Raw genomic sequence first — 24,078 nt, 5'->3', positions numbered from 1 at the left:
ACTCCCAAGCCACTCCGATGAGTGGCTTTTTTTTGTCATTTTTGCGTTACAAATCCGTCAAAATTAACGTTTCAAATTCATAAAAATGGGGTATGTTTTAGCAGAGTATGCTGCAAAAGCACAGGCAGCGTCCCTTAATATTAATATCTTATACTTACCATGTGTCTGATATAAGAATAATGTGCTAAATAACAACATCACAACAAATGCAATAACCATAACAATGGGGAACCTCAGGATGAAAATGAAGGGTAAAGCGTTACTGGCAGGATGTATTGCACTGGCATTCAGCAATATGGCATTAGCAGAAAATATTAAAGTTGCTGTTGTTGGCGCGATGTCCGGCCCGGTTGCGCAGTACGGTGACCAGGAGTTCAGCGGTGCGACTCAGGCGGTTGCCGACATTAACGCCAAGGGCGGTATCAAAGGCAATAAGCTGGAAATCGTAAAATATGATGATGCCTGTGACCCGAAACAAGCGGTTGCGGTAGCGAACAAAGTGGTGAACGACGGGATCAAATACGTCATTGGTCACCTCTGCTCCTCCTCCACGCAGCCAGCGTCTGATATCTATGAAGACGAAGGCATTCTGATGATCACCCCAGCGGCGACCGCACCGGAACTGACGGCGCGTGGCTACAAGCTGATTTTGCGTACTACCGGTCTGGACTCCGACCAGGGCCCAACCGCGGCGAAATACATTCTCGAGAAAGTGAAGCCACAGCGCATCGCCGTTGTTCACGATAAGCAGCAGTACGGTGAAGGTCTGGCACGCGCGGTACAGGATGGTCTGAAGAAAGGCGGCGCGAACGTGGTCTTCTTCGACGGTATCACTGCTGGTGAGAAAGACTTCTCCACGCTGGTTGCGCGCCTGAAGAAAGAGAACATCGACTTTGTTTACTTCGGTGGTTACCACCCTGAGATGGGCCAGATCCTGCGTCAGGCGCGTGCTGCTGGCCTGAAAACCCAGTTCATGGGGCCGGAAGGCGTGGCAAACGTGTCGCTGTCCAACATCGCGGGTGATTCTGCGGAAGGTCTGTTGGTGACGAAACCTAAGAACTACGACCAGGTTCCAGCGAACAAACCAATCGTAGATGCTATCAAGGCGAAGAAACAGGATCCAAGCGGCGCGTTCGTATGGACCACTTACGCTGCGCTGCAGTCCCTGCAGGCGGGCCTGAACCACTCTGACGATCCGGCTGAGATTGCCAAATACCTGAAAGCCAACACCGTGGATACCGTCATGGGTCCGCTGTCGTGGGATGAGAAAGGTGACCTGAAAGGCTTCGAATTCGGCATCTTTAACTGGCACGCTAACGGTACGGCGACCGACGCGAAGTAATTCGTTCGATGCTACCCCGGCGTCGCTACGCTCGGCCTGGCTACATTACGGTAGCCCGGCCGAGGCGTTAGCCGACGCCGGGATCGGCACTACCCTCGAACCCAGCCCTCTGCATGCATCGTAAAGCCCAGCGCTTTGGCAAATGCGGCCATTTCCAGGCTCTCTTCCACGCCTGCTTTGCTCAACGTCCAGCGGCTGATCTGTGGGTTATCGCGCATCACTTCTTCAACCAGATACAGCCCCACGCCGCGGCGGCGGGTAACTTCGCGTACGCACAAACCGTTAAGCACGCCCTGGTCATTGCCCAGTGTGACTTCTACCGCTGCCAGCAGGCGCTCGTTAAAACGGGCGGCGTACAGGCGGTGAGTCTCATCAAGGTGCTGCTCGTTGGGGGATTGTGCAGGCCAGATTTTACCGAGGCAGATGTGGTCCTGGTCGCTCAGGGTTTCTAAACGAATGATGGTCAGCTTCATGGGCAGTTTGCTCAAATCTCGAAAATGGGGGTCAGTGTACTCAATTTATTCTGTCGGAAGCTTTCTCTTTTTTGGCTTGTTCAGTAGGGGATTAATTTTTCGTTATCTATGCAGACAGTTTGAAACATCATGGATCGAAAAATACTCAGAGTTTTAACCTAAAAACTAGCATTTTATTCGGCTTATTGTGTCGTTATTTTATGCTGTTGCTCGGGCTTTTTTTGTTTATCTATGGCAAAAATCAGAATATTATCTTTTCTTAATAGACTGAAAAATAGAGAATTTAGTCTGTATTTCGCTAAAAAGCTGCGCTAACCCATTAAAGATAATGGCAAAAGTAGCGTTGTATATTAAAAGTACAGAATGCTTTTTAACCATCAAACAACAAAATATATACACGCCACGACGTGTAAACACGACATCACGAATGGGGATCCCGAAGTATGAAAAGGAATACAAAAACAGTAATCGCAGGGATGATCGCGCTGGCTATGTCACACGCGGCGATGGCTGAGGATATTAAGGTTGCCGTCGTCGGCGCCATGTCTGGTCCAGTCGCGCAGTGGGGCGATATGGAGTTCAACGGCGCGCGTCAGGCCATTAAAGACATCAACGCCAAGGGCGGCATCAAAGGCGACAAACTGGTGGGCGTTGAGTACGACGACGCCTGTGACCCGAAACAAGCGGTGGCGGTTGCCAACAAAATCGTCAACGACGGCATTAAATATGTGATTGGCCACCTCTGCTCTTCCTCCACGCAGCCGGCTTCTGACATCTATGAAGATGAAGGCATTCTGATGATCTCTCCGGGCGCGACCAACCCAGAGCTGACCCAGCGTGGCTACCACTACATCATGCGTACCGCTGGCCTGGACTCCTCCCAGGGCCCAACCGCCGCCAACTACATCCTGAATAAAGTGAAGCCGCAGCGCATCGCCATTATTCACGACAAGCAGCAGTACGGTGAAGGTCTGGCGCGTTCCGTACAGGAAGGTCTGAAGGCCGGGAAAGCCAATATCGTCTTCTTCGACGGGATTACTGCCGGTGAAAAAGACTTCTCCGCGCTGATTGCGCGTCTGCAAAAAGAGAATATCGACTTCGTTTACTACGGTGGCTACTACCCGGAAATGGGACAGATGCTGCGCCAGGCGCGTGCGGTAGGCCTGAAAACCCAGTTTATGGGTCCAGAAGGTGTGGGCAACGCTTCGCTGTCGAACATCGCGGGTAACGCGGCGGAGGGCATGCTGGTGACCATGCCAAAACGCTATGACCAGGATCCGACAAACAGCGCTATCGTCGATGCCCTGAAAGCGCAGAAGAAAGATCCAACCGGGCCATACGTCTGGATCACCTACGCCGCCGTGCAGTCTCTGGCGACCGCCATGGAGCGTACCGGTAGCGATGACCCGCAGGCGCTGATTAAAGACTTGAAAGCAAACGGTGCGAAAACCGTGATTGGGCCGCTGAGCTGGGATGACAAAGGCGATCTGAAAGGATTTGAGTTCGGGGTCTTCCAGTGGCATGCCGACGGCTCATCCACCGCGGTGAAGTAACCTTCATTTCCCCCTGGCGGGCGTAGATTCGCAGGGGTAGCAAAAGGCTAATATATGTCAGAGCAGGTTCTCTACTTTGTGCAGCAGATGTTTAACGGCGTAACGCTGGGAAGCACCTATGCACTGATCGCCATCGGTTACACCATGGTGTACGGGATTATCGGCATGATCAACTTCGCCCACGGCGAGGTTTACATGATCGGTAGTTATGTCTCCTTTATGATCATCGCCGCGCTGATGATGATGGGCATCGATACCGGCTGGCTGCTGGTCGCTGCCGGCTTCATCGGGGCGATTGTGATTGCCAGCGCCTACGGCTGGAGTATTGAACGGGTGGCTTACCGTCCGGTGCGTAGCTCCAAGCGCCTGATTGCGCTCATTTCCGCCATCGGGATGTCTATCTTCCTGCAAAACTACGTCAGCCTGACCGAAGGTTCGCGCGACATCGCGCTGCCGAGCCTGTTTAACGGTCAGTGGATTGTCGGCAGCAGCGAAAACTTCTCCGCCTCTATCACCACCATGCAGCTGGTTATCTGGATTGTAACCTTCGTTGCTATGCTGGCGCTGACGCTGTTTATCCGCTACTCCCGCATGGGACGCGCCTGCCGTGCCTGCGCGGAAGACCTGAAAATGGCGAGCCTGCTCGGCATTAACACCGACCGTGTGATTGCCCTGACGTTTGTCATCGGCGCAGCGATGGCGGCGGTGGCGGGCGTACTGCTGGGTCAGTTCTACGGCGTTATCAACCCGTACATCGGCTTTATGGCCGGGATGAAAGCCTTCACCGCGGCGGTACTCGGCGGTATCGGTAGTATTCCTGGGGCGATGATTGGCGGGCTTATCCTCGGCATTGCGGAAGCGTTGTCCTCAGCGTACCTGAGCACCGAATATAAAGACGTTGTGTCGTTCGCGCTGCTGATCGTGGTGCTGCTGGTGATGCCGACCGGCATCCTGGGCCGCCCGGAGGTAGAGAAAGTATGAAACCGATGCAATTTGCGATGGCGCTGCTCTCTGCCGCCATGTTCTTTGTGCTGGCGGGCGTCTTTATGGGCGTTCAGTTGCAGCTTGATGGCACTAAACTGGTGGTCGGCAGCGCGGCGGATATCCGCTGGCAGTGGATCTTTATCGGCACCGCGGTGGTGTTTTTCTTCCAGATGCTGCGACCGCTGTTCCAGAAGGGGCTGAAAAGCGTCTCTGGGCCGAAGTTTATTCTGCCCGCTATTGATGGCTCGACGGTTAAGCAGAAACTGTTCCTGGTGGCGCTGCTGGTGATTGCCGTGGCGTGGCCGTTTATGGTCTCGCGCGGTACGGTGGATATCGCCACCCTGACCATGATTTACATCATCCTTGGCCTCGGCCTGAACGTGGTGGTGGGGCTTTCCGGCCTGCTGGTACTGGGCTACGGCGGCTTCTATGCCATCGGCGCCTATACCTTCGCGTTGCTGAACCATTATTACGGTCTCGGCTTCTGGACATGTCTGCCAATCGCCGGGCTGGTCTCGGCGGCGGCGGGCTTCCTGCTCGGCTTCCCGGTACTGCGTCTGCGCGGTGACTATCTGGCGATTGTGACTTTAGGCTTCGGTGAAATTGTCCGTATCCTGCTGCTCAACAACACCGAAATCACCGGTGGCCCGAACGGTATCAGCCAGATCCCGAAACCGACCTTCTTCGGTCTGGAGTTCAGCCGCAGCGCCCGTGAAGGCGGCTGGGATACCTTCAGTAACTTCTTTAACGTTAAGTACGACCCGTCTGACCGCGTTATCTTCCTTTATCTGGTGGCGCTGCTGCTGGTGGTGCTGAGCCTGTTCGTCATCAACCGCCTGCTGCGTATGCCGCTGGGCCGCGCGTGGGAAGCGCTGCGTGAAGACGAAATCGCCTGTCGCTCGCTGGGCCTGAGCCCAACGCGCATCAAGCTGACCGCTTTTACCATCAGCGCCGCGTTCGCCGGTTTTGCCGGTACGCTGTTCGCCGCGCGCCAGGGCTTTGTCAGCCCGGAATCCTTCACCTTTGCCGAGTCGGCCTTCGTGCTGGCGATTGTGGTACTGGGCGGGATGGGCTCGCAGTTTGCGGTGATCCTTGCGGCAATTCTGCTGGTGGTCTCGCGCGAGCTGATGCGTGACTTTAACGAATACAGCATGCTGATGCTCGGCGGCCTGATGGTCCTGATGATGATCTGGCGTCCGCAGGGGCTTCTGCCGATGACCCGTGTACAGATGAAGTTGAAAAACGGGAAAGCGAAAGAAGGAGAGCAGGCATGAGTCAGCCATTATTATCCGTTAACGGCCTGATGATGCGTTTTGGCGGCCTGCTGGCGGTCAACAACGTGGCGCTGGAGCTGCATCCTCAGGAAATCGTCTCCCTGATTGGCCCGAACGGCGCGGGGAAAACCACGGTCTTTAACTGCCTGACCGGCTTCTACAAGCCGACCGGCGGCACCATTATGCTGCGCGACCAGCACCTGGAAGGGCTGCCGGGCCAGCAGATTGCCCGTATGGGCGTGGTGCGTACCTTCCAGCACGTGCGTCTGTTCCGTGAAATGACGGTGATTGAAAACCTGCTGGTGGCACAGCACCAGCAGCTGAAGACCGGGGTCTTCTCCGGCCTGCTGAAAACGCCATCGTTCAAGCGCGCGCAGAGCGAAGCGCTGGACCGCGCCGCCACCTGGCTTGAGCGTATCGGCCTGTTAGAGCATGCCAACCGTCAGGCCAGTAACTTGGCCTACGGCGACCAGCGTCGTCTGGAGATTGCCCGCTGCATGGTGACGCAGCCGGAAATCCTGATGCTCGACGAACCGGCGGCAGGCCTTAACCCGAAAGAGACCAAAGAGCTGGACGAGCTGATTGCCGAGCTGCGTAACCATCACAACACCACTATCCTGCTGATTGAGCACGATATGAAGCTGGTGATGGGCATTTCCGATCGCATCTACGTGGTGAATCAGGGTACGCCGCTGGCGAACGGTACGCCGGAAGAGATCCGCAACAACCCGGACGTGATCCGCGCTTATCTGGGTGAGGCATAATATGGATAAAGTGATGTTATCGTTTGATAAAGTCAGCGCCCACTACGGCAAGATTCAGGCGCTGCACGACGTCAGCCTGCATATTAATCAGGGTGAAATCGTTACTCTGATTGGCGCCAACGGCGCGGGGAAAACCACGCTGCTCGGCACATTATGCGGCGACCCGCGCGCCACCAGCGGACGCATTGTCTTTGATGATAAAGACATTACCGACTGGCAGACGGCAAAAATCATGCGTGAAGCGGTCGCGATTGTTCCGGAAGGGCGCCGCGTCTTCTCGCGCATGACGGTGGAAGAGAACCTGGCGATGGGCGGCTTTTTCGCCGACCGCGACCAGTTCCAGGAGCGCATCAAGTGGGTGTACGACCTGTTCCCACGTCTGCTTGAGCGCCGCATCCAGCGTGCGGGAACCATGTCCGGCGGTGAACAGCAGATGCTGGCAATTGGCCGTGCGCTGATGAGCCAGCCGCGTCTGCTGCTGCTTGATGAGCCTTCTCTGGGTCTGGCTCCGATTATCATCCAGCAGATCTTCGACACCATCGAGCAGCTGCGTAAGCAGGGCATGACCATCTTCCTCGTCGAGCAGAACGCCAACCAGGCGCTGAAGCTCGCCGACCGCGGCTACGTACTGGAAAACGGTCACGTGGTGCTGGAAGACACCGGTGATGCACTGCTGGCGAACGAAGCGGTGCGCAGCGCGTACCTTGGCGGTTAATTTCCTGCAACCCCGGGCGAGGCGCTTGCGCCAATCCCGGGGGAACTTTCAGCACGAAGATATTTAAAAGAGCCTGATGGCTCTTTTTTTGTACATATATGTTGTACAATTAAAACGTACAACTATGGAGGTCTCTATGCGTACGATTAACTATAGCGAGGCACGACAGAATCTAGCCGAAGTGCTGGAGAGCGCTGTGACGGGCGTACCTGTCACCATCACACGTCGTGGGCATAAACCTGCGGTCATCATTAGCGCTGAAGAGTTTGAGCGCTATCAGGCAGCCAGACTCGACGATGAATTTGCGGCCATCATGGCGATTCACGGCAACGAGATTGAGGAGTTGGCGGATAAATGAACCTTCAGATTATCTCAGCGGAAGAGATAATAGCGTTTCATGACAGGCTGCTCCGCGTTACGCCTGGTGTTGTGGGCATGCCCGATCCCGGACGTGCGGAAGCGTTAATGTATCGGGTGCTTAACCGGATCGAATATGAGGGTGTGACTGACGTGTGGCTACTGGCAGCAATGCATCTGCTGGCCATATCGCGGGGGCATATTTTCAATGATGGTAATAAGCGCACCGCGCTGTTTATCACGCTGCTGTTTTTAAAGCGCAATGGTATTACGCTCGCGGCCAATCCGGATTATGTGGCGATGACGGTTGAGGCTGCTGCGGGCCAGTTGACGCTGGAGCAAATAGCCTCCCGCTTGCGTGGATAACCCCGGAGGCACTTCGGCGGGCAACCCGTAGCCCGGGCGAGGCGCTTGCGCCGACCCCGGGGGCGGTACTTTCTCTATACGTGTCATAGCTCCCACTTTCCCTTCTTAGAACCGTCACCGCCTTGCCATCCCTTTGTCGCCTTACTATCTTTTTTTGTAATAAAAAAGTTATTTTTCTGTCATTCGAGCATGTCATGTTACCCCCGCGAACATAAAACGCGTGATATCGCGCATCCCGGCACAAAAAGAGAGATAACCGATGATATCGTTACGACATACAGCTTTAGGATTGGCAATGAGTCTGGCATTCGCAGGTCAGGCTATGGCGGTGACCACTATTCCATTCTGGCATTCAATGGAAGGTGAGCTGGGTAAAGAGGTTGACTCTCTGGCGCAGCGCTTTAACGCCGCCAACCCGGATTACAAAATTCAGCCGGTGTACAAAGGCAACTACGAGCAGAGCCTGAGTGCAGGCATTGCTGCGTTCCGTACCGGTAACGCCCCGGCAATTTTGCAGGTGTATGAAGTCGGTACCGCCACCATGATGGCGTCAAAAGCGATTAAGCCGGTATATCAGGTGTTTGACGAAGCCGGTATCAAGTTCGATGAATCTCAGTTTGTGCCGACGGTTTCCGGTTACTACACCGACTCCAAAACCGGGCACCTGCTGTCGCAGCCGTTTAACAGCTCCACCCCGGTGCTGTACTACAACAAAGACGCCTTTAAGAAAGCCGGTTTAGACCCGAACCAGCCGCCGAAAACCTGGCAGGATCTGGCGGCCTACACCGCGAAGCTGAAAGCAGCCGGTATGAAGTGCGGCTACGCCAGCGGTTGGCAGGGCTGGATCCAGATTGAAAACTTCAGCGCCTGGCACGGCCTGCCGGTTGCCACCAAAAACAACGGCTTCGACGGTACCGATGCGGTACTGGAGTTCAACAAGCCAGAGCAGGTGAAACACATCGCGCTGTTGGAAGAACTGAACAAGAAGGGTGATTTCAGCTACTTCGGCCGTAAAGATGAGTCCACCGAGAAGTTCTATAACGGTGACTGCGCCATTACCACCGCCTCTTCCGGCTCGCTGGCCGACATTCGTCAGTACGCCAAATTCAACTACGGCGTGGGCATGATGCCTTACGATGCCGACGTGAAGGGCGCACCGCAGAACGCCATTATCGGCGGGGCAAGCCTGTGGGTGATGCAGGGTAAAGACAAAGAAACCTACACCGGCGTGGCGAAATTCCTCGAGTTCCTGGCGAAGCCGGAAATTGCGGCCGAATGGCACCAGAAAACCGGCTACCTGCCAATCACTACCGCCGCGTATGACCTGACCCGTCAGCAGGGCTTCTATGACAAGAACCCTGGTGCCGACATCGCCACGCGTCAGATGCTGAACAAGCCACCGTTGCCGTTCACTAAAGGTCTGCGTCTGGGCAACATGCCGCAGATTCGTACCATCGTGGATGAAGAACTGGAAAGCGTCTGGACCGGTAAGAAAACGCCTCAGCAGGCGCTGGACTCTGCGGTAGAGCGCGGGAATCAGCTGCTGCGTCGCTTCGAGCAATCGACCAAGTCTTAATGTGAAATGCCGGGTGGCGGCTTCGCCTTACCCGGCCTACATCAACGCGTAGGCCGGATAAGCGTAGCGCCATCCGGCACTGCTCAGGAATAAAACCTTCATGTCATCATCCCGTCCGGTGTTTAAATCGCGCTGGCTGCCTTACGCATTGGTCGCCCCGCAGCTGATTATCACCGTTATCTTCTTTATCTGGCCCGCTGGCGAAGCGCTGTGGTACTCACTGCAAAGCGTTGACCCGTTTGGCCTTTCCAGCCAGTTCGTTGGCCTCGACAACTTCGTCACGCTGTTCCACGACAGCTACTACCTCGACTCTTTCTGGACGACTATCAAGTTCAGCGGCCTGGTGACGATAAGCGGCCTGCTGGTCTCGCTGTTCTTCGCGGCGCTGGTGGATTATGTGGTGCGTGGCAGCCGTCTTTACCAGACGCTGATGCTGCTGCCTTACGCCGTTGCGCCTGCCGTAGCCGCCGTACTGTGGATCTTCCTGTTTAACCCTGGACGCGGGCTGATTACCCATTTCCTCGGCGAGTTCGGCTACGACTGGAACCACGCGCAGAACAGCGGTCAGGCCATGTTCCTGGTGGTCTTCGCCTCGGTGTGGAAACAGATAAGCTACAACTTCCTGTTCTTCTTCGCCGCGCTGCAATCTATTCCGCGCTCGCTGGTCGAGGCTGCTGCCATCGACGGCGCAGGCCCAATTCGCCGTTTCTTCAAGCTGGCGCTGCCGCTGATTGCGCCGGTGAGCTTCTTCCTGCTGGTGGTCAACTTAGTGTACGCCTTCTTCGATACCTTCCCGGTGATCGACGCCGCGACCGCAGGCGGCCCGGTACAGGCCACCACCACGCTGATTTATAAGATTTACCGCGAAGGGTTTGCCGGGTTGGATCTCTCGGCCTCTGCGGCGCAGTCGGTGGTGCTGATGTTCCTCGTTATCATCCTGACCGTGGTGCAGTTCCGCTACGTGGAAAGTAAGGTGCGCTACCAATGATTGAGAACCGTCGCGGGCTGACGATATTCAGCCACACCATGCTGATCCTCGGGATTATCGTTATCCTGTTCCCGCTGTACGTTGCCTTTACGGCAGCGACGCTGGATAACAAAGCGGTGTTTGAAACGCCGATGACGCTGATTCCCGGCGGCCATCTGTTCGAGAACATGAAGGCGATTTGGGTCAACGGCGTGGGCGTCAACAGCGCGCCGTTCTGGCTGATGATGCTCAACAGCTTCATCATGGCCTTTGCCATTACCGTCGGCAAAATCGCGGTGTCGATGCTCTCGGCCTTCGCCATCGTCTGGTTCCGCTTTCCGCTGCGTAACCTGTTCTTCTGGATGATCTTTATCACCCTGATGCTGCCGGTGGAAGTGCGTATCTTCCCGACGGTTGAGGTGATTGCCAACCTGAAGATGCTCGACAGCTACGCGGGTCTGACGCTGCCGCTGATGGCCTCGGCGACCGCCACCTTCCTGTTCCGCCAGTTTTTTATGACCCTGCCGGACGAGCTGATTGAAGCCGCGCGCATTGATGGCGCTTCGCCGATGCGCTTTTTCCGCGACATCGTGCTGCCGCTGTCGAAAACCAACCTCGCGGCGCTGTTCGTGATCACCTTTATCTATGGCTGGAACCAGTACCTCTGGCCGCTGCTGATTATTACCGACGTGAACCTCGGCACCGCCGTGGCAGGCATCAAAGGGATGATCGCCACCGGTGAAGGCACCACGCAGTGGAACCAGGTGATGGCGGCGATGCTGCTCACCCTTATTCCCCCCGTTGTTATCGTTTTAGCCATGCAGCGTGCCTTTGTGCGTGGTTTAGTGGACAGTGAGAAATAAAAATGGCTGGTTTAAAACTACAGGCAGTAACCAAAAGCTGGGACGGTAAAACCCAGGTCATTCAACCGCTGACGCTGGACGTGGCAGACGGGGAATTTATTGTGATGGTCGGCCCGTCGGGCTGCGGAAAGTCGACGCTGCTGCGCATGGTGGCAGGGCTTGAACGCGTGACCAGCGGTGATATCTGGATTGACCGCAAACGCGTGACCGAGATGGAACCGAAAGATCGCGGCATCGCGATGGTGTTCCAGAACTATGCGCTCTACCCGCACATGAGCGTGGAAGAGAACATGGCCTGGGGGCTGAAAATTCGCGGCATGGGCAAAGCGCATATTGCCGAGAAAGTGCAGGAAGCGGCGCGCATTCTTGAGCTGGATGGCCTGCTGAAGCGCCGCCCGCGCGAGCTCTCCGGCGGCCAGCGCCAGCGTGTGGCGATGGGCCGCGCCATTGTGCGTGACCCGGCGGTGTTCCTGTTTGATGAACCGCTCTCCAACCTTGATGCTAAGCTGCGCGTGCAGATGCGCCTGGAATTACAGCAGCTTCACCGCCGCCTGAAAACCACCTCTCTGTACGTCACCCACGATCAGGTAGAAGCAATGACCCTCGCCCAGCGGGTGATGGTGATGAACAAAGGCATTGCCGAGCAGATTGGTACGCCGGTGGAAGTGTATGAGAAGCCGGCCAGCCGCTTTGTGGCGAGCTTTATCGGCAGCCCGGCGATGAACCTGCTGGACGGTCAGATTGATGAGTCCGGCTCGCGCTTCGTGCTGGAAAACGGCATGCAGCTGCCGCTGCCAGCTTCGCAACGTGAATACGCCGGCCGCCGCATGACGCTGGGTATCCGCCCGGAACATATTGCGCTAAGCTCGCAGGCCGAAGGCGGCGTGCCGCTGGTGATGGATACGCTGGAAATTCTCGGCGCCGATAACCTGGCCCACGGCCGCTTTGGTGAGCAGAAAATGGTGGTGCGCTTGCCGCATCAGCAGCGTCCGCACGCGGGCACCACGCTGTGGCTGCATCTGCCGGACGATCATTTGCACCTCTTTGAAGGTGAGACAGGATTACGCGTATGAGCAATTGGCCTTATCCTCACATCGTCGCCCACCGTGGCGGCGGTAAGTTAGCGCCGGAAAACACCCTGGCGGCAATCGACGTTGGCGCACGCTACGGTCATACCATGATTGAGTTTGACGCCAAGCTGTCGAAAGACGGGCAGATTTTCCTGCTGCACGACGACAACCTCGAACGCACCAGCAACGGCTGGGGCGTCGCCGGAGAACTGAACTGGCAGGAATTGCTGCGTGTGGATGCCGGTAGCTGGTTTAACAGCAGCTTCAAGGATGAACCGCTGCCGCTGCTGTCGCAGGTGGCGGAACGCTGCCGTCAGCACGGCATGATGGCGAATATCGAAATTAAACCGACCACCGGCTGCGGAACGCTGACCGGTAAAGTGGTGGCGCTGGCTGCCCGCGAACTGTGGGCTGACATGACCCCACCGCTGCTGTCGTCGTTTGAAATTGATGCGCTGGAAGCCGCCCAGCTTGCCGCACCGGAGCTGCCGCGTGGCTTACTGCTGGATGAGTGGCGTGACGACTGGCGCGAACTGACGACACGCCTGGGATGCGTTTCGATTCACCTCAACCATCGACTGCTGGATGAAGCGCGGGTCGATGCGCTGCGTGAAGCGGGGCTGCGGATTCTGGTGTATACCGTGAATAACCCCCAGCGCGCCGCCGAACTGCTGCGCTGGGGTGTTGACTGCATCTGTACCGATGCGATTGATATTATCGGCCCTGACTTCCAGCCTTAATACGGCTTCAGCATGCCGCCGTTGTTATTGGGCAGCGGCTGCTGTTGCTGATTTAGCATGCCTGGCTGCGACTGCTGCACGCGCTGCTGGTTGGCGTTCAGTTGGTTTTGCAGATGCTGCTGTTGCTGCTGCGTCTGCACCTGGCGCTGCTGGTTCAGCATGCTTTTTTGCTGCTGCTGTTGGTTAAGCATACGGGTCTGCATCCGCTGCTGGCTTGGGATCTCGTAGCCCGGCTGGTTCGGGTTGTTGTCGATGTTCAGCGGCGCGGCCAGCGCGGTGAACGGCAGCAACGCCGCCAGAATCAGTAATCGTTTCATCGTCTTTCCTCCTTGTAGGGGATTTCTTAAGTTTACTCCTTTCCCACCGTAACGAGGATTATTTCAGCATTATGAACCAGGCTTAGTGGGGACCTCACCGCACTCTCTGGAGAATGATGATGACAATAATGCCGACGTTTTTACGCCGGGTGGCCCTTGCTGCTCTGCTGTCAGGAAGCTGTTTTAGCGCGATTTCTGCCCCTCCACCGCCGCCGGTTTCCTACGGGGTTGAGGAGGATGTCTTTCATCCCGTACGTGCCCAGCATGGCATGGTGGCTTCGGTTGATGCTACCGCTACGCGCGTGGGCGTAGAGATTCTGCGCCAGGGCGGTAACGCCGTGGATGCGGCGGTGGCCGTGGGTTACGCGCTGGCGGTCACTCATCCGCAGGCGGGGAATATCGGCGGCGGCGGGTTTATGATGCTGCGGACCAAAGAGGGCAAAACCACGGCGATTGATTTCCGTGAAATGGCGCCGGAACAGGCGACCCGCGACATGTTCCTCGACGATCATGGCAACCCAGACAGCAAAAAATCGCTGACCTCACATCTGGCTTCCGGCACGCCGGGCACGGTGGCCGGCTTCTCACTGGCGCTGGAGAAGTACGGCACGATGCCGCTCAATAAAGTGATAAGCCCAGCGATTAAACTCGCCAAAGACGGATTCGTGGTTAATGACGCGCTGGCTGACGATCTCAAAACCTACGGCAGTGAAGTGCTGCCTCATCATGCCAATAGCAAAGCTATTTTCTGGAAAGACGGTGAGCCGCTTAAAAAGGGCGATAAGCTGGTGCAGGCCAACCTGGCGAAAAGCCTGGAACTGATTGCTGAAAATGGCCCGGATGCCTTCTACAAAGGGGCGATTGCCGACCAGATTGCCGAGGAGATGCATAAAAACGGCGGCCTGATGACTAAGGTGGATCTGGCAAACTATAAGGCGGTTGAGCGTACGCCCATTAGCGGCGAGTACCGTGGTTACGAAGTCTTTTCAATGCCGCCACCGTCTTCCGGCGGGATCCACATCGTGCAGATCCTCAATATTCTCGAAAACTTCGACCTGCATAAATACGGCTTCGGCAGCGCCGACGCGATGCAGTTGATGGCAGAAGCTGAAAAGCACGCCTACGCCGATCGCTCGGAATACCTCGGCGACCCGGACTTCGTGAAGGTGCCGTGGCAGGCGCTGACCAATAAAGCCTACGCCAAATCTATTGCCGACCAGATTGATATCAACAAGGCCAAACCGTCCAGCCAGATTAAGCCGGGCAAGCTGGCACCGTACGAAAGTAACCAGACCACGCATTTCTCGGTGGTGGATAAAGACGGTAACGCGGTGGCAGTGACCTACACCCTCAACACCACTTTTGGTACCGGCATCGTGGCGGGCAATACCGGCATTCTGATGAATAACGAGATGGATGACTTCTCCGCCAAGCCGGGCGTACCGAACGTCTACGGGCTGGTGGGCGGCGATGCCAACGCGGTCGGGCCGAAGAAACGTCCGCTTTCATCGATGTCGCCAACGATTGTGGTCAAAGACGGGAAAACCTGGCTGGTCACCGGTAGCCCGGGCGGCAGCCGGATTATCACCACGGTGCTACAAATGGTGGTGAACTCCATCGATTTCGGCATGAACGTGGCGGAAGCCACCAACGCGCCGCGCTTCCACCATCAGTGGTTGCCGGACGAGCTGCGGGTGGAGAAGGGGTTTAGCCCGGATACGCTGAAGCTGCTGGAAGCCAAGGGGCAGAAGGTGGCGGTGAAAGAGGCGATGGGCAGCACGCAGAGCATTATGGTGGACCCGGATGGCACGCTATATGGCGCGTCGGACCCGCGTTCACCGGATGATTTGACGGCGGGGTATTAGTTTACCCTCACCCCAGCCTTCTCCCTGGAAGAGAGAAGGGCAGGATAGATTACTTACTTAAAGGCAGCACTATACGGTCCCCTCTCCCTCTGGGAGAGGGTTAGGGTGAGGGCTTACCCCTTCATCCGCGCCATAAAATACGCATCCACATACTCCCCGTTGCGCAGCCCATATTTCCTCCCCGTACCTTCAATCTCAAACCCGTGCTTCTGATAAACCGCCACCGCCGGCGCGTTATCGACAAACACCGTCAGCTCAATGCGGTCGACGCGCAGCCAGTTGTCGCACATATCGATCATGGTGCGCATCAGCGCGATGGCGACGCCGCGGTTTTGCCAACGGGCGTCGACGCAGATACCAAAATCGGCGACATGGCTGCGGCGAGGGCGCTGGGCAACGGCGATGCAGAGGTGCCCAACCACCTGCTCGCCGATACAGGCAACGAGCTGTTTAATACCGGGCTGGTCGGCTAGCCGTTCTTGCCACATATGGTTGGAAGGATGAGGGACCTGTAGCGTGTTGTGATACACCTCTGGCTGGGCATGGATCTGACGGATTGCGTCGTAATCTTCAGGTTCAGCGTGGCGAATCACGATGTCACTCATTCTCTTTTCCTTTGTGGTTTAAAAGTCCCTTTTAACATCATTGATTTTGAAATGTGCGTCAATTAGCTTTTTTTGCAAAAAACGTTGGACAAGTGAGAATGAGAATGATTATTATTGTCCTGCGTTCAGGGCGTCCTTGCGGAGAACCTGAAAGCACGACATTGCTCACATTGCTTCCAGTATTACTTTAGCCAGCTTTAAGCTGGCTTTTTTTTGTCATTTTTTTCTGCTGCCTTGCTGATGCCTACGGATGCTGGGGTCTCATGAGTAAAACCAGGCACATTATTTTTCCCCGTTTCAGTGGGTAGAATTTCGGCCTGGCCGGAGAATTTCCCGCCTTTCTTAATGGCCAGATGGTTGTAAGCGATGGTGCCGAGTACATAACCATTTTCGGCGATTTCCAGCGACTGGCTGCGACATTGCCCCACTACGTTACCGTCGATGATAAGCTCCCTGCAGGTGATGTTGCCCTCGACTAGCCCGCCGTGAATGATTTTTATCAGCCCGTCTCCGGCCTCAATGTTGCCTTTCAACGAGCCATAAATGTAGACATGCCCGCTTGAGGCAATATTCCCCTCAAAGCACACGTTGCTCGCTATCACCGTCGGGTCCTGTTTTTTGGTGCCGGTCGACTCTTTTTCTTCGCAAGGGAGTGGAATGGATGATGGTGATGGGGAAGGGGTAACGTCTGTGGACTTATTCTTTTTAAACATGTGGCTGGCCTGATTTAGTTTGATATGGAGGACAAAAGAGGAGAGGGAACATGCACCGGACAAGCACGCCAGAGAGGAGACGTTGAAAAACCAGGCTATCAGCGCGAGTAGCCAGAAAAAAATGGTGCAGTTAACGGCGAGAAACTCTCTTCCCATGAGCAATTGGTGGTGACTCCATTAGCGGAATTTCGTTGAGAAATACTCCTTATTTCACAGGCACTCTTATCCAGAATTTGCCCGGGGCGGTCAACGTTTTTGCATGGTTTTAGGAATTTAACCCGTTATTTATTATGGAGTTATTTGTGATTCTTATAAGCCGCATTCCACGTATTCCCTTGGCCTATTTTTAGCCCCACGGGGATTCATTTCACTGCAAGGTGCGCTATGGTGTTCAGCAAACATTTCAAAAGGACTGAACCATGACTCTGCACTGTGCCTTTATCGGTTTTGGCAAAAGCGCCACCCGTTATCATCTTCCTTATGTTCTTGAGCGAAAAGCGGACTGGCATGTCGCGCATATCTATCGTCGCAGCCCAAAAGCGGACGAGCAGGCGCCGCAGTACGCACATATTCACTTCACCAGCGAACTGGACGACATTCTGAATGACCCGCAGGTGAAACTGGTGGTGGTGTGTACCCACGCCGATAGCCACTTCGAATACGCAAAAAAGGCGCTGGAAGCGGGCAAGAACGTGCTGGTGGAAAAGCCGTTTACGCCCACGCTTGCCGAAGCTAAAACGCTCTTTGCGCTGGCGAAAAGCAAAGGGTTGACGGTGTCTCCATACCAGAACCGCCGCTTTGACTCCTGCTTCCTGGCCGCGAAAAAAGCCATTGAAAGCGGCAAGCTGGGTGAGATTGTGGAAGTGGAAAGCCATTTCGATTACTACCGCCCGGAATCACCAACTCAGCCGGGCCGCCCGCAGGATGGCGCGTTTTATGGCCTGGGCGTGCACACCATGGACCAGATAATCTCGCTGTTCGGCCGCCCGGATCACGCTTCCTACGATATCCGCAGCCTGCGCAACCCGGCCAACCCGGACGACACCTTTGAAGCGCAGCTCTACTACGGCAACCTGAAGGCTATCGTTAAAACCAGCCACCTGGTGAAAATCGACTACCCGAAATTCATCGTTCACGGCACCAAAGGGTCGTTTGTGAAATACGGTATCGACCAGCAGGAAACCAGCCTTAAAGCGGGCATTATGCCGGGCGATGCGAATTTTGCGGCGGACGACTCTGTCTCTTACCTGGAATACGTCAACGACGCGGGCGATACGGTGAAAGAGCAGTGGCAGGCGGAGCGCGGTGACTACGGTCGCGTGTACGATGCGCTGTACCAGACGTTGACAAACGGCACGCCGAATTTTGTCAAGGAAACTGAGGCTCTGACCAATATGGAACTGCTTGAACGGGCCTTTGAACAGCCTGCTCCTGCCACGATAAGCCTCACCAAATAAGCAAACAGGGCTCCTCCGTTCTTGTTCATATTTTTTGAACAGAGGAGTCAATTTTCACCCACTATCATCCTGAGCGGTTTACGTCCAAACTTGTTTCATCGAAAACATGAGGGGGTAAAAAATGATTTTCTTACGCAAAGCAAATGAACGTGGTCATGCGAATCATGGTTGGCTGGATTCCTGGCATACCTTCTCGTTTGCCGATTACTACGACCCGAATTACATGGGCTTCTCGGCACTGCGCGTGATTAACGATGACGTGATTGATGCAGGCCAGGGTTTCGGTACTCACCCGCATAAAGACATGGAAATCCTGACCTATGTTCTGGAAGGCGCCGTTGAGCACCAGGACAGCATGGGGAACAAAGAGCAGGTTCCAGCGGGCGAGTTCCAGATTATGAGCGCGGGTACCGGTATTCGTCACTCCGAGTACAACCCAAGCGCCACCGATAAGCTGCACCTGTACCAGATCTGGATCATTCCAGAAAAAACCGGCATCACGCCGCGCTACGAACAGCGCCGCTTCGACGCCCTTCAGGGCAAACAGCTGGTGTTGTCTCCGGATGCTCGTGAAGGCTCGCTGAAGGTGTACCAGGATATGGAGCTGTACCGTTGGGCGCTGGCGAAAGGCGAGCAGTCGGTGCATCAGATTGCCGCTGACCGCCGCGTGTGGATTCAGGTAGTAAAAGGCGAAGTGAGCATCAACGGCACCAAAGCCACCACCAGCGATGGTCTGGCCATCTGGGACGAGCAGGCGATTTCTGTTCACGCAGATAGCGAAAGTGAAATTTTACTCTTCGATCTGCCGCCAGTTTGATCCGGCTTAAATAAATCACGCAACCTCCCTAATCTTGCGGGGAGGTTGCGCCATCTCCGTGGTAAACTTCAGCAATATTTCACCTTTGCTTACCTCCGGACGATGAAAAAGAAAAGACCCGTACTTCAGGATGTTGCCGATCGCGTTGGCGTAACCAAAATGACGGTTAGCCGTTTTCTCCGTAACCCGGAACAGGTTTCCGTGGCGTTACGCGGCAAAATTGCGGCGGCTCTTGATGATTTGGGTTATATCCCCAACCGGGCTCCCGATATTCTCTCCAACGCGACCAGCCGCGCTATTGGCGTGCTGCTGCCGTCGTTAACCAACCAGGTCTTTGCAGAGGTGCTTCGCGGCGTGGAAAGCGTCACCGACGCCCACGGCTACCAGACTATGCTGGCGCACTACGGTTACAAGCCGGAAATGGAGCAGGAGCGTCTGGAATCGATGCTCTCCTGGAATATTGACGGTCTGATTCTCACCGAACGTAACCACACTCCACGCACCCTGAAGATGATTGAAGTCGCCGGTATTCCGGTGGTGGAGCTGATGGACAGCCAGTCTCCGTGCCTCGACATCGCCGTGGGTTTTGACAACTTTGAAGCTGCGCGCCAGATGACGGCGGCGATTATTGCCCGTGGCCATCGCCACATTGCCTATTTAGGCGCACGTCTCGACGAACGTACTATCATCAAACAGAAGGGCTACGAGCAGGCCATGCTTGACGCGGACCTGACGCCCTACAGCGTGATGGTAGAACAGTCGTCTTCTTATACTTCCGGCATTGAACTGATGCGCCAGGCGCGACGTGAGTTTTCGAACCTGGACGGTATTTTCTGTACCAACGATGACCTGGCGGTCGGCGCGGCGTTTGAATGCCAGCGCCTTGGGCTGAGAATTCCGGACGATATCGCGATTGCCGGTTTCCACGGCCATGACATTGGCCAGGTGATGGAGCCGCGTCTTGCCAGCGTGCTGACCCCGCGTGAACGCATGGGGCGCATCGGCGCAGAGCGCCTGCTGGCGCGTATTCGCGGTGAAGTGGTTACGCCAAAAATGTTAGATTTAGGTTTCACTTTGTCACCGGGCGGATCTATTTAGCCCTAACAAGTTTGAACTAGATCACACATATTCACTTAGAATTCACTTCAGGCACGAATGGTTATTGCTTATCCATTTGCCCCGCAGGACAATGTTACCGATAACTGTTACCCGTAACAATTAACCCGAATGAATTGCCAGTGCCCAACAGGAGGACGCCTTGAGCACGACTAACCACGATCACCACGTCTATGTACTGATGGGCGTATCCGGTAGCGGTAAATCCGCCGTCGCTAGCGAAGTCGCACACCGTCTGAACGCCGCGTTCCTTGACGGCGACTTCCTGCATCCACGTAGCAATATTGTCAAAATGTCCTCCGGCGAACCGCTGAACGACGACGATCGCAAACCGTGGCTGCAGGCGCTGAACGACGCCGCTTTCGCCATGCAGCGTACTAACAAAGTTTCACTGATTGTCTGCTCCGCGTTGAAAAAAACGTACCGCGACATCCTGCGTGAAGGTAACCCGAATCTCTCCTTCGTCTACCTGAAAGGGGACTTCGACGTGATTGAGAGCCGCCTGAAGGCGCGTAAAGGCCACTTCTTCAAAACGCAGATGCTGGTCACTCAGTTCGAAACCCTGCAAGAGCCAGGCGCTGACGAACGCGATGTACTGGTGGTTGATATCGATCAGCCGCTGGAAGGCGTTATCGACAGCACGATTGAAGTGATCAACAAAGGCCGTACCGCGTGACAACTTTAACGCTCGTTTTAACCGCAGTTGGCTCCGTTCTGCTGCTGCTGTTTTTAGTCATGAAGGCGCGTATGCACGCCTTCCTGGCTTTGATGGTGGTTTCTATTGGTGCAGGGCTTTTCTCCGGTATGCCGTTGATTAAAATCGCGGAAACCATGGAGAAAGGGATGGGCGGTACGCTGGGCTTCCTGGCTATCGTGGTCGCGCTGGGCGCGATGTTCGGTAAAGTTCTGCATGAGACCGGCGCGGTCGATCAGATTGCCGTCAAAATGCTGAAATCGTTTGGCCACAGCCGTGCGCACTATGCGATTGGTATTGCTGGTCTTATCTGCGCGCTGCCGCTGTTCTTTGAAGTGGCTATCGTGCTGCTGATTAGCGTCGCGTTCTCAATGGCGCGCCACACCGGGACGAACCTGGTGAAGCTGGTGATCCCTCTATTTGCGGGCGTTGCCGCCGCTGCGGCGTTCCTGCTGCCGGGGCCAGCGCCGATGCTGCTGGCGTCGCAGATGCACGCTGACTTTGGCTGGATGATTCTGATTGGCCTGTGTGCGGCGATTCCGGGGATGATTATTGCCGGTCCGCTGTGGGGCAACTTTATCAGCCGCTACGTTGAGCTGAACATTCCTGATGACATCACCGAGCCGCACCTTGGCGAAGGCAAAATGCCGTCCTTTGGCTTTAGCCTGGCGCTGATCCTGCTGCCGCTGGTGCTGGTCGGTCTGAAAACCGTCGCCGCGCGTTTCGTGCCGGTGGGGTCAGAAACCTATCAGTGGTTCGAATTTATCGGCCACCCGTTCACCGCGATCCTGATTGCCTGCCTGGTGGCTATCTATGGTCTGGCGTTCCGTCAGGGCATGGAAAAAGACAAAGTAATGGCGATTTGCGGCGCGGCACTGCAGCCTGCGGGGATTATCCTGCTGGTGATTGGTGCCGGTGGCGTGTTCAAACAGGTGCTGGTGGATTCCGGCGTTGGCCCAGCATTGGGTGAAGCCCTGACCGGTATGGGTCTGCCGATTGCGCTGACCTGCTTCATCCTGGCAGCAGCGGTACGTATTATTCAGGGTTCCGCCACGGTTGCGTGTTTGACCGCGGTTGGCCTGGTGATGCCGGTGATTGAACAGCTGCACTACAGCGGCGCACAGTTAGCGGCGCTTTCTATCTGTATCGGCGGCGGTTCTATCGTGGTGAGCCACGTAAACGACGCGGGCTTCTGGCTGTTCGGTAAATTTACCGGTGCCACCGAAGCACAGACGCTGAAAACCTGGACCATGATGGAAACCATCCTGGGAACGGTTGGCGCCATTATCGGTATGATCGCGTTTACGCTGTTGAGTTAATATCCCGTTTGTTGGCCGGGCAACTGCCCGGCCAAATTATTTTATCCCTTCATCCACATCCGAATACCGTCCAGGAACATCTGGGTGGCCATCATCACCAGAATCAATCCCATCAGACGCTCCAGCGCGTTTACCCCTTTCTCGCCCAGCAGACGCAGGAACAGCGACGACTGCAGCAAAATCACCACCGTACCGCCCCAGGCAATCAGCAGCGCAATCACCAGATGCGACAAATTATTCGGATACTGATGCGAAAGCAGCATTAAGGTCGCCAGCAACGTTGGCCCTGCCACTAATGGAATCGCGAGCGGCACAATAAACGGCTCTTCACCCGCCGGCAGCCCCGAACTATTTCCGGTGGCGCTAGGGAAAATCATCTTGATGGCAATCAGGAATAAAATGATGCCGCCGGAGATGGAAACCGTTTCAGCGCGCAGGTTTAAAAACGCCAGAATCTTCTCGCCCGCGAAGAGAAAAATCAGCATGAGTAGAAGTGCGATTAAAAGCTCACGTATCATGATCGCCTTGCGGCGCTTGGGTTCGGTGTGTTTTAGCACCGACATAAAAATGGGTAAATTTCCCAGTGGATCCATAATCAGGATCAATAAAACTGCGGCGGAAAAGATTTCACTCATCACTCAAATTCCCTGATAATTATTGCGGACTTTCTGCTCTACGCATCACTCTGACCGCGTACTGTGGTAGGAGGAAATGCGTCCCCTATGGACGAGGGGATAAGTTGCACTTCTGATCGCCAGGCAATCATTGATTAATTTTGCTTGCGACTTTAGCTGCATTTTGTAATGTGAGGGGATGCCTGGGGCACTTATTCACATATACAGCACATATATCTGCAGGAAAACACGCTATGAAAAATGTTGGTTTTATCGGTTGGCGCGGAATGGTCGGCTCTGTACTCATGCAACGCATGGTAGAAGAGCGCGATTTTGACGCCATTCGCCCCGTCTTCTTCTCCACTTCCCAATTAGGGCAAGCTGCGCCAACTTTCGGCGGCAGCGCGGGTGGCAAGCTTCAGGATGCTTTCGATCTTGAAGCGCTGAAGGCGCTCGACATTATTGTCACCTGTCAGGGCGGCGATTATACCAACGAAATCTATCCTAAGCTGCGTGAAAGCGGTTGGCAGGGCTACTGGATTGACGCCGCCTCTTCGCTGCGTATGGAAAATGATGCCATCATCATTCTCGACCCGGTAAACCAGCAGGTCATTACCGATGGCCTGAACAACGGCGTGAAAACCTTCGTTGGCGGTAACTGCACCGTCAGCCTGATGCTGATGTCCCTCGGCGGCCTGTTTGCGAACGACCTGGTCGAGTGGGCTTCTGTGGCAACCTATCAAGCGGCCTCCGGCGGCGGTGCGCGCCATATGCGCGAACTGCTGACCCAGATGGGCCAACTGCATCATCACGTTGCCAACGAACTGGCTGACCCGGCTTCCGCTATCCTCGAGATCGAACGTAAGGTCACTACCCTGACCCGCAGTGGCGATCTGGCAGTCGATAACTTCGGCGTTCCGCTGGCAGGCAGCCTGATTCCGTGGATCGACAAACAGCTTGATAACGGCCAGAGCCGCGAAGAGTGGAAAGGCCAGGCTGAGACCAACAAAATTCTCGCCACCTCTTCCGTTATCCCGGTTGACGGTCTTTGCGTGCGCGTTGGTGCGCTGCGCTGCCACAGCCAGGCATTCACGCTGAAATTGAAAAAAGATATTTCCATAAGTTCTGTAGAGGAATTACTGGCCGCGCACAACCCATGGGCGAAAGTTGTTCCTAACGACCGTGAAATTACCATGCGTGAACTGACGCCAGCGGCGGTCACCGGTACGCTGACCACGCCAGTTGGACGTTTGCGCAAACTGAACATGGGGCCGGAGTATTTGTCAGCGTTTACCGTTGGCGACCAGCTTCTGTGGGGCGCAGCGGAGCCGCTGCGTCGTATGCTACGCCAGTTGGCATAAACATTTGTTAATCGATGAGGGGTGGCGAACCACCCCTTTTTTTTGCGTAATACAAGGAGTAAACGCAGTGATGTTAATTTTTCTCTCAGGAGTCAGGTAAAGCGTTGGCTATGCTTTAATCAAGGTCTGTTACCTTGACTGAAGGTTGAACGGAGC

General features: G+C 55.4%; 24 protein-coding genes and 1 pseudogene. 20 read left to right on the top strand and 5 right to left on the bottom strand.

Annotated features, from left to right (window positions below; all coding sequences use genetic code 11):
- Nucleotides 1-238: 238 nt before the first annotated feature.
- Nucleotides 239-1,342: a branched chain amino acid ABC transporter substrate-binding protein LivJ gene (livJ, locus tag GKAS_RS04170; RefSeq protein ID WP_115073690.1), complete on the top strand. Its 1,104-nt coding sequence runs from the start codon at nt 239-241 to the stop codon at nt 1,340-1,342.
- An 89-nt stretch (nt 1,343-1,431) separates the two neighbouring features.
- Here livJ and panM read toward each other — a convergent pair whose 3' ends face one another.
- Nucleotides 1,432-1,815 (bottom strand): aspartate 1-decarboxylase autocleavage activator PanM, encoded by a 384-nt coding sequence (gene panM, locus GKAS_RS04165; RefSeq protein ID WP_035892183.1) that lies wholly within the window; start codon nt 1,813-1,815, stop codon nt 1,432-1,434.
- A 443-nt stretch (nt 1,816-2,258) separates the two neighbouring features.
- Here panM and livK point away from each other — a divergent pair, with 443 nt between their 5' ends.
- The 12 genes from livK to ugpQ all read left to right on the top strand — a co-directional run bounded on the left by livK (nt 2,259) and on the right by ugpQ (nt 13,044).
- Nucleotides 2,259-3,368, top strand: coding sequence for a high-affinity branched-chain amino acid ABC transporter substrate-binding protein LivK (gene livK, locus GKAS_RS04160; protein ID WP_035892180.1), 1,110 nt, complete (start codon nt 2,259-2,261; stop codon nt 3,366-3,368).
- 54 nt (nt 3,369-3,422) lie between these two features.
- On the top strand, nt 3,423-4,349 hold the full coding sequence (gene livH, locus GKAS_RS04155) for a high-affinity branched-chain amino acid ABC transporter permease LivH (RefSeq protein WP_035892178.1): 927 nt from the start codon (nt 3,423-3,425) through the stop codon (nt 4,347-4,349).
- Entirely contained in the window at nt 4,346-5,626 is a 1,281-nt protein-coding gene (livM, locus tag GKAS_RS04150; RefSeq protein ID WP_035892176.1) for a branched chain amino acid ABC transporter permease LivM, read from the top strand. The genes livH and livM overlap by 4 nt, the downstream gene beginning before the upstream one ends.
- The gene (gene livG / locus GKAS_RS04145; RefSeq protein ID WP_035892174.1) at nt 5,623-6,390 is read left to right on the top strand and encodes a high-affinity branched-chain amino acid ABC transporter ATP-binding protein LivG; all 768 of its coding nucleotides are present in this window, start codon (nt 5,623-5,625) and stop codon (nt 6,388-6,390) included. Before livM ends, livG begins: the two co-directional genes overlap by 4 nt.
- A gap of 1 nt (nt 6,391) precedes the next feature.
- Nucleotides 6,392-7,105, top strand: coding sequence for a high-affinity branched-chain amino acid ABC transporter ATP-binding protein LivF (gene livF, locus GKAS_RS04140; RefSeq protein WP_081918523.1), 714 nt, complete (start codon nt 6,392-6,394; stop codon nt 7,103-7,105).
- A gap of 136 nt (nt 7,106-7,241) precedes the next feature.
- Nucleotides 7,242-7,463: a type II toxin-antitoxin system Phd/YefM family antitoxin gene (locus tag GKAS_RS04135; RefSeq protein WP_035892172.1), complete on the top strand. Its 222-nt coding sequence runs from the start codon at nt 7,242-7,244 to the stop codon at nt 7,461-7,463.
- Entirely contained in the window at nt 7,460-7,828 is a 369-nt protein-coding gene (locus GKAS_RS04130) for a type II toxin-antitoxin system death-on-curing family toxin (protein ID WP_035892171.1), read from the top strand. Before GKAS_RS04135 ends, GKAS_RS04130 begins: the two co-directional genes overlap by 4 nt.
- 259 nt (nt 7,829-8,087) lie before the next feature.
- Nucleotides 8,088-9,404 carry a sn-glycerol-3-phosphate ABC transporter substrate-binding protein UgpB gene (gene ugpB, locus GKAS_RS04125; protein WP_035892169.1) on the top strand — a complete coding sequence of 439 codons (1,317 nt, stop codon included), beginning with the start codon at nt 8,088-8,090 and terminating at the stop codon, nt 9,402-9,404.
- A 100-nt stretch (nt 9,405-9,504) separates the two neighbouring features.
- Nucleotides 9,505-10,392 carry a sn-glycerol-3-phosphate ABC transporter permease UgpA gene (gene ugpA / locus GKAS_RS04120; protein ID WP_035892166.1) on the top strand — a complete coding sequence of 296 codons (888 nt, stop codon included), beginning with the start codon at nt 9,505-9,507 and terminating at the stop codon, nt 10,390-10,392.
- Nucleotides 10,389-11,234 carry a sn-glycerol-3-phosphate ABC transporter permease UgpE gene (gene ugpE, locus GKAS_RS04115; protein WP_035892165.1) on the top strand — a complete coding sequence of 282 codons (846 nt, stop codon included), beginning with the start codon at nt 10,389-10,391 and terminating at the stop codon, nt 11,232-11,234. The genes ugpA and ugpE overlap by 4 nt, the downstream gene beginning before the upstream one ends.
- A gap of 2 nt (nt 11,235-11,236) precedes the next feature.
- A complete protein-coding gene (locus GKAS_RS04110) occupies nt 11,237-12,307 on the top strand; it encodes a sn-glycerol-3-phosphate import ATP-binding protein UgpC (RefSeq protein WP_035892164.1) in 1,071 nt (356 codons plus the stop codon).
- The gene (ugpQ, locus tag GKAS_RS04105; RefSeq protein ID WP_035892162.1) at nt 12,304-13,044 is read left to right on the top strand and encodes a glycerophosphodiester phosphodiesterase; all 741 of its coding nucleotides are present in this window, start codon (nt 12,304-12,306) and stop codon (nt 13,042-13,044) included. Before GKAS_RS04110 ends, ugpQ begins: the two co-directional genes overlap by 4 nt.
- An 8-nt stretch (nt 13,045-13,052) precedes the next feature.
- Here ugpQ and GKAS_RS04100 read toward each other — a convergent pair.
- A pseudogene (locus GKAS_RS04100) lies at nt 13,053-13,361 on the bottom strand (DUF2756 family protein); the annotation flags it as partial.
- A 119-nt stretch (nt 13,362-13,480) separates the two neighbouring features.
- Between GKAS_RS04100 and ggt the strand changes: the two are divergent.
- Nucleotides 13,481-15,226: a gamma-glutamyltransferase gene (ggt, locus tag GKAS_RS04095; protein WP_035892161.1), complete on the top strand. Its 1,746-nt coding sequence runs from the start codon at nt 13,481-13,483 to the stop codon at nt 15,224-15,226.
- 113 nt (nt 15,227-15,339) lie between these two features.
- Here the strand turns inward: ggt and yhhY are convergent, their stop codons facing one another.
- Nucleotides 15,340-15,831 (bottom strand): N-acetyltransferase, encoded by a 492-nt coding sequence (gene yhhY / locus GKAS_RS04090; RefSeq protein WP_035892159.1) that lies wholly within the window; start codon nt 15,829-15,831, stop codon nt 15,340-15,342.
- 197 nt (nt 15,832-16,028) lie between these two features.
- Nucleotides 16,029-16,700: a bactofilin family protein gene (locus tag GKAS_RS04085; RefSeq protein WP_051910722.1), complete on the bottom strand. Its 672-nt coding sequence runs from the start codon at nt 16,698-16,700 to the stop codon at nt 16,029-16,031.
- 263 nt (nt 16,701-16,963) lie between these two features.
- On the opposite strand from GKAS_RS04085, the gene GKAS_RS04080 reads away from it, so the two are divergent.
- The 5 genes from GKAS_RS04080 to gntU all read left to right on the top strand — a co-directional run bounded on the left by GKAS_RS04080 (nt 16,964) and on the right by gntU (nt 21,947).
- Nucleotides 16,964-18,001 carry an oxidoreductase gene (locus GKAS_RS04080; protein ID WP_035892158.1) on the top strand — a complete coding sequence of 346 codons (1,038 nt, stop codon included), beginning with the start codon at nt 16,964-16,966 and terminating at the stop codon, nt 17,999-18,001.
- Nucleotides 18,002-18,122: 121 nt separating this feature from the next.
- Nucleotides 18,123-18,818: a pirin family protein gene (locus tag GKAS_RS04075; protein ID WP_035892157.1), complete on the top strand. Its 696-nt coding sequence runs from the start codon at nt 18,123-18,125 to the stop codon at nt 18,816-18,818.
- Between the two features lie 102 nt (nt 18,819-18,920).
- On the top strand, nt 18,921-19,916 hold the full coding sequence (gntR, locus tag GKAS_RS04070; protein ID WP_035892155.1) for a gluconate operon transcriptional repressor GntR: 996 nt from the start codon (nt 18,921-18,923) through the stop codon (nt 19,914-19,916).
- Between the two features lie 160 nt (nt 19,917-20,076).
- On the top strand, nt 20,077-20,610 hold the full coding sequence (gene gntK, locus GKAS_RS04065) for a gluconokinase (RefSeq protein ID WP_035892154.1): 534 nt from the start codon (nt 20,077-20,079) through the stop codon (nt 20,608-20,610).
- Nucleotides 20,607-21,947, top strand: coding sequence for a gluconate transporter (gene gntU / locus GKAS_RS04060; RefSeq protein ID WP_035892153.1), 1,341 nt, complete (start codon nt 20,607-20,609; stop codon nt 21,945-21,947). Before gntK ends, gntU begins: the two co-directional genes overlap by 4 nt.
- A 41-nt stretch (nt 21,948-21,988) precedes the next feature.
- Here gntU and GKAS_RS04055 read toward each other — a convergent pair whose 3' ends face one another.
- Nucleotides 21,989-22,582, bottom strand: coding sequence for a YhgN family NAAT transporter (locus GKAS_RS04055; RefSeq protein ID WP_035892151.1), 594 nt, complete (start codon nt 22,580-22,582; stop codon nt 21,989-21,991).
- A gap of 233 nt (nt 22,583-22,815) precedes the next feature.
- Between GKAS_RS04055 and asd the strand changes: the two genes are divergently transcribed.
- A complete protein-coding gene (gene asd / locus GKAS_RS04050) occupies nt 22,816-23,922 on the top strand; it encodes an aspartate-semialdehyde dehydrogenase (protein WP_035892150.1) in 1,107 nt (368 codons plus the stop codon).
- Nucleotides 23,923-24,078 lie beyond the last annotated feature (156 nt).

The organism is Kluyvera ascorbata ATCC 33433, from assembly GCF_000735365.1.
Classification (GTDB): domain Bacteria; phylum Pseudomonadota; class Gammaproteobacteria; order Enterobacterales; family Enterobacteriaceae; genus Kluyvera; species Kluyvera ascorbata.
Note: the sequence above shows the minus strand (reverse complement) of the source record. Positions and strands in the feature narration are given on the sequence as shown.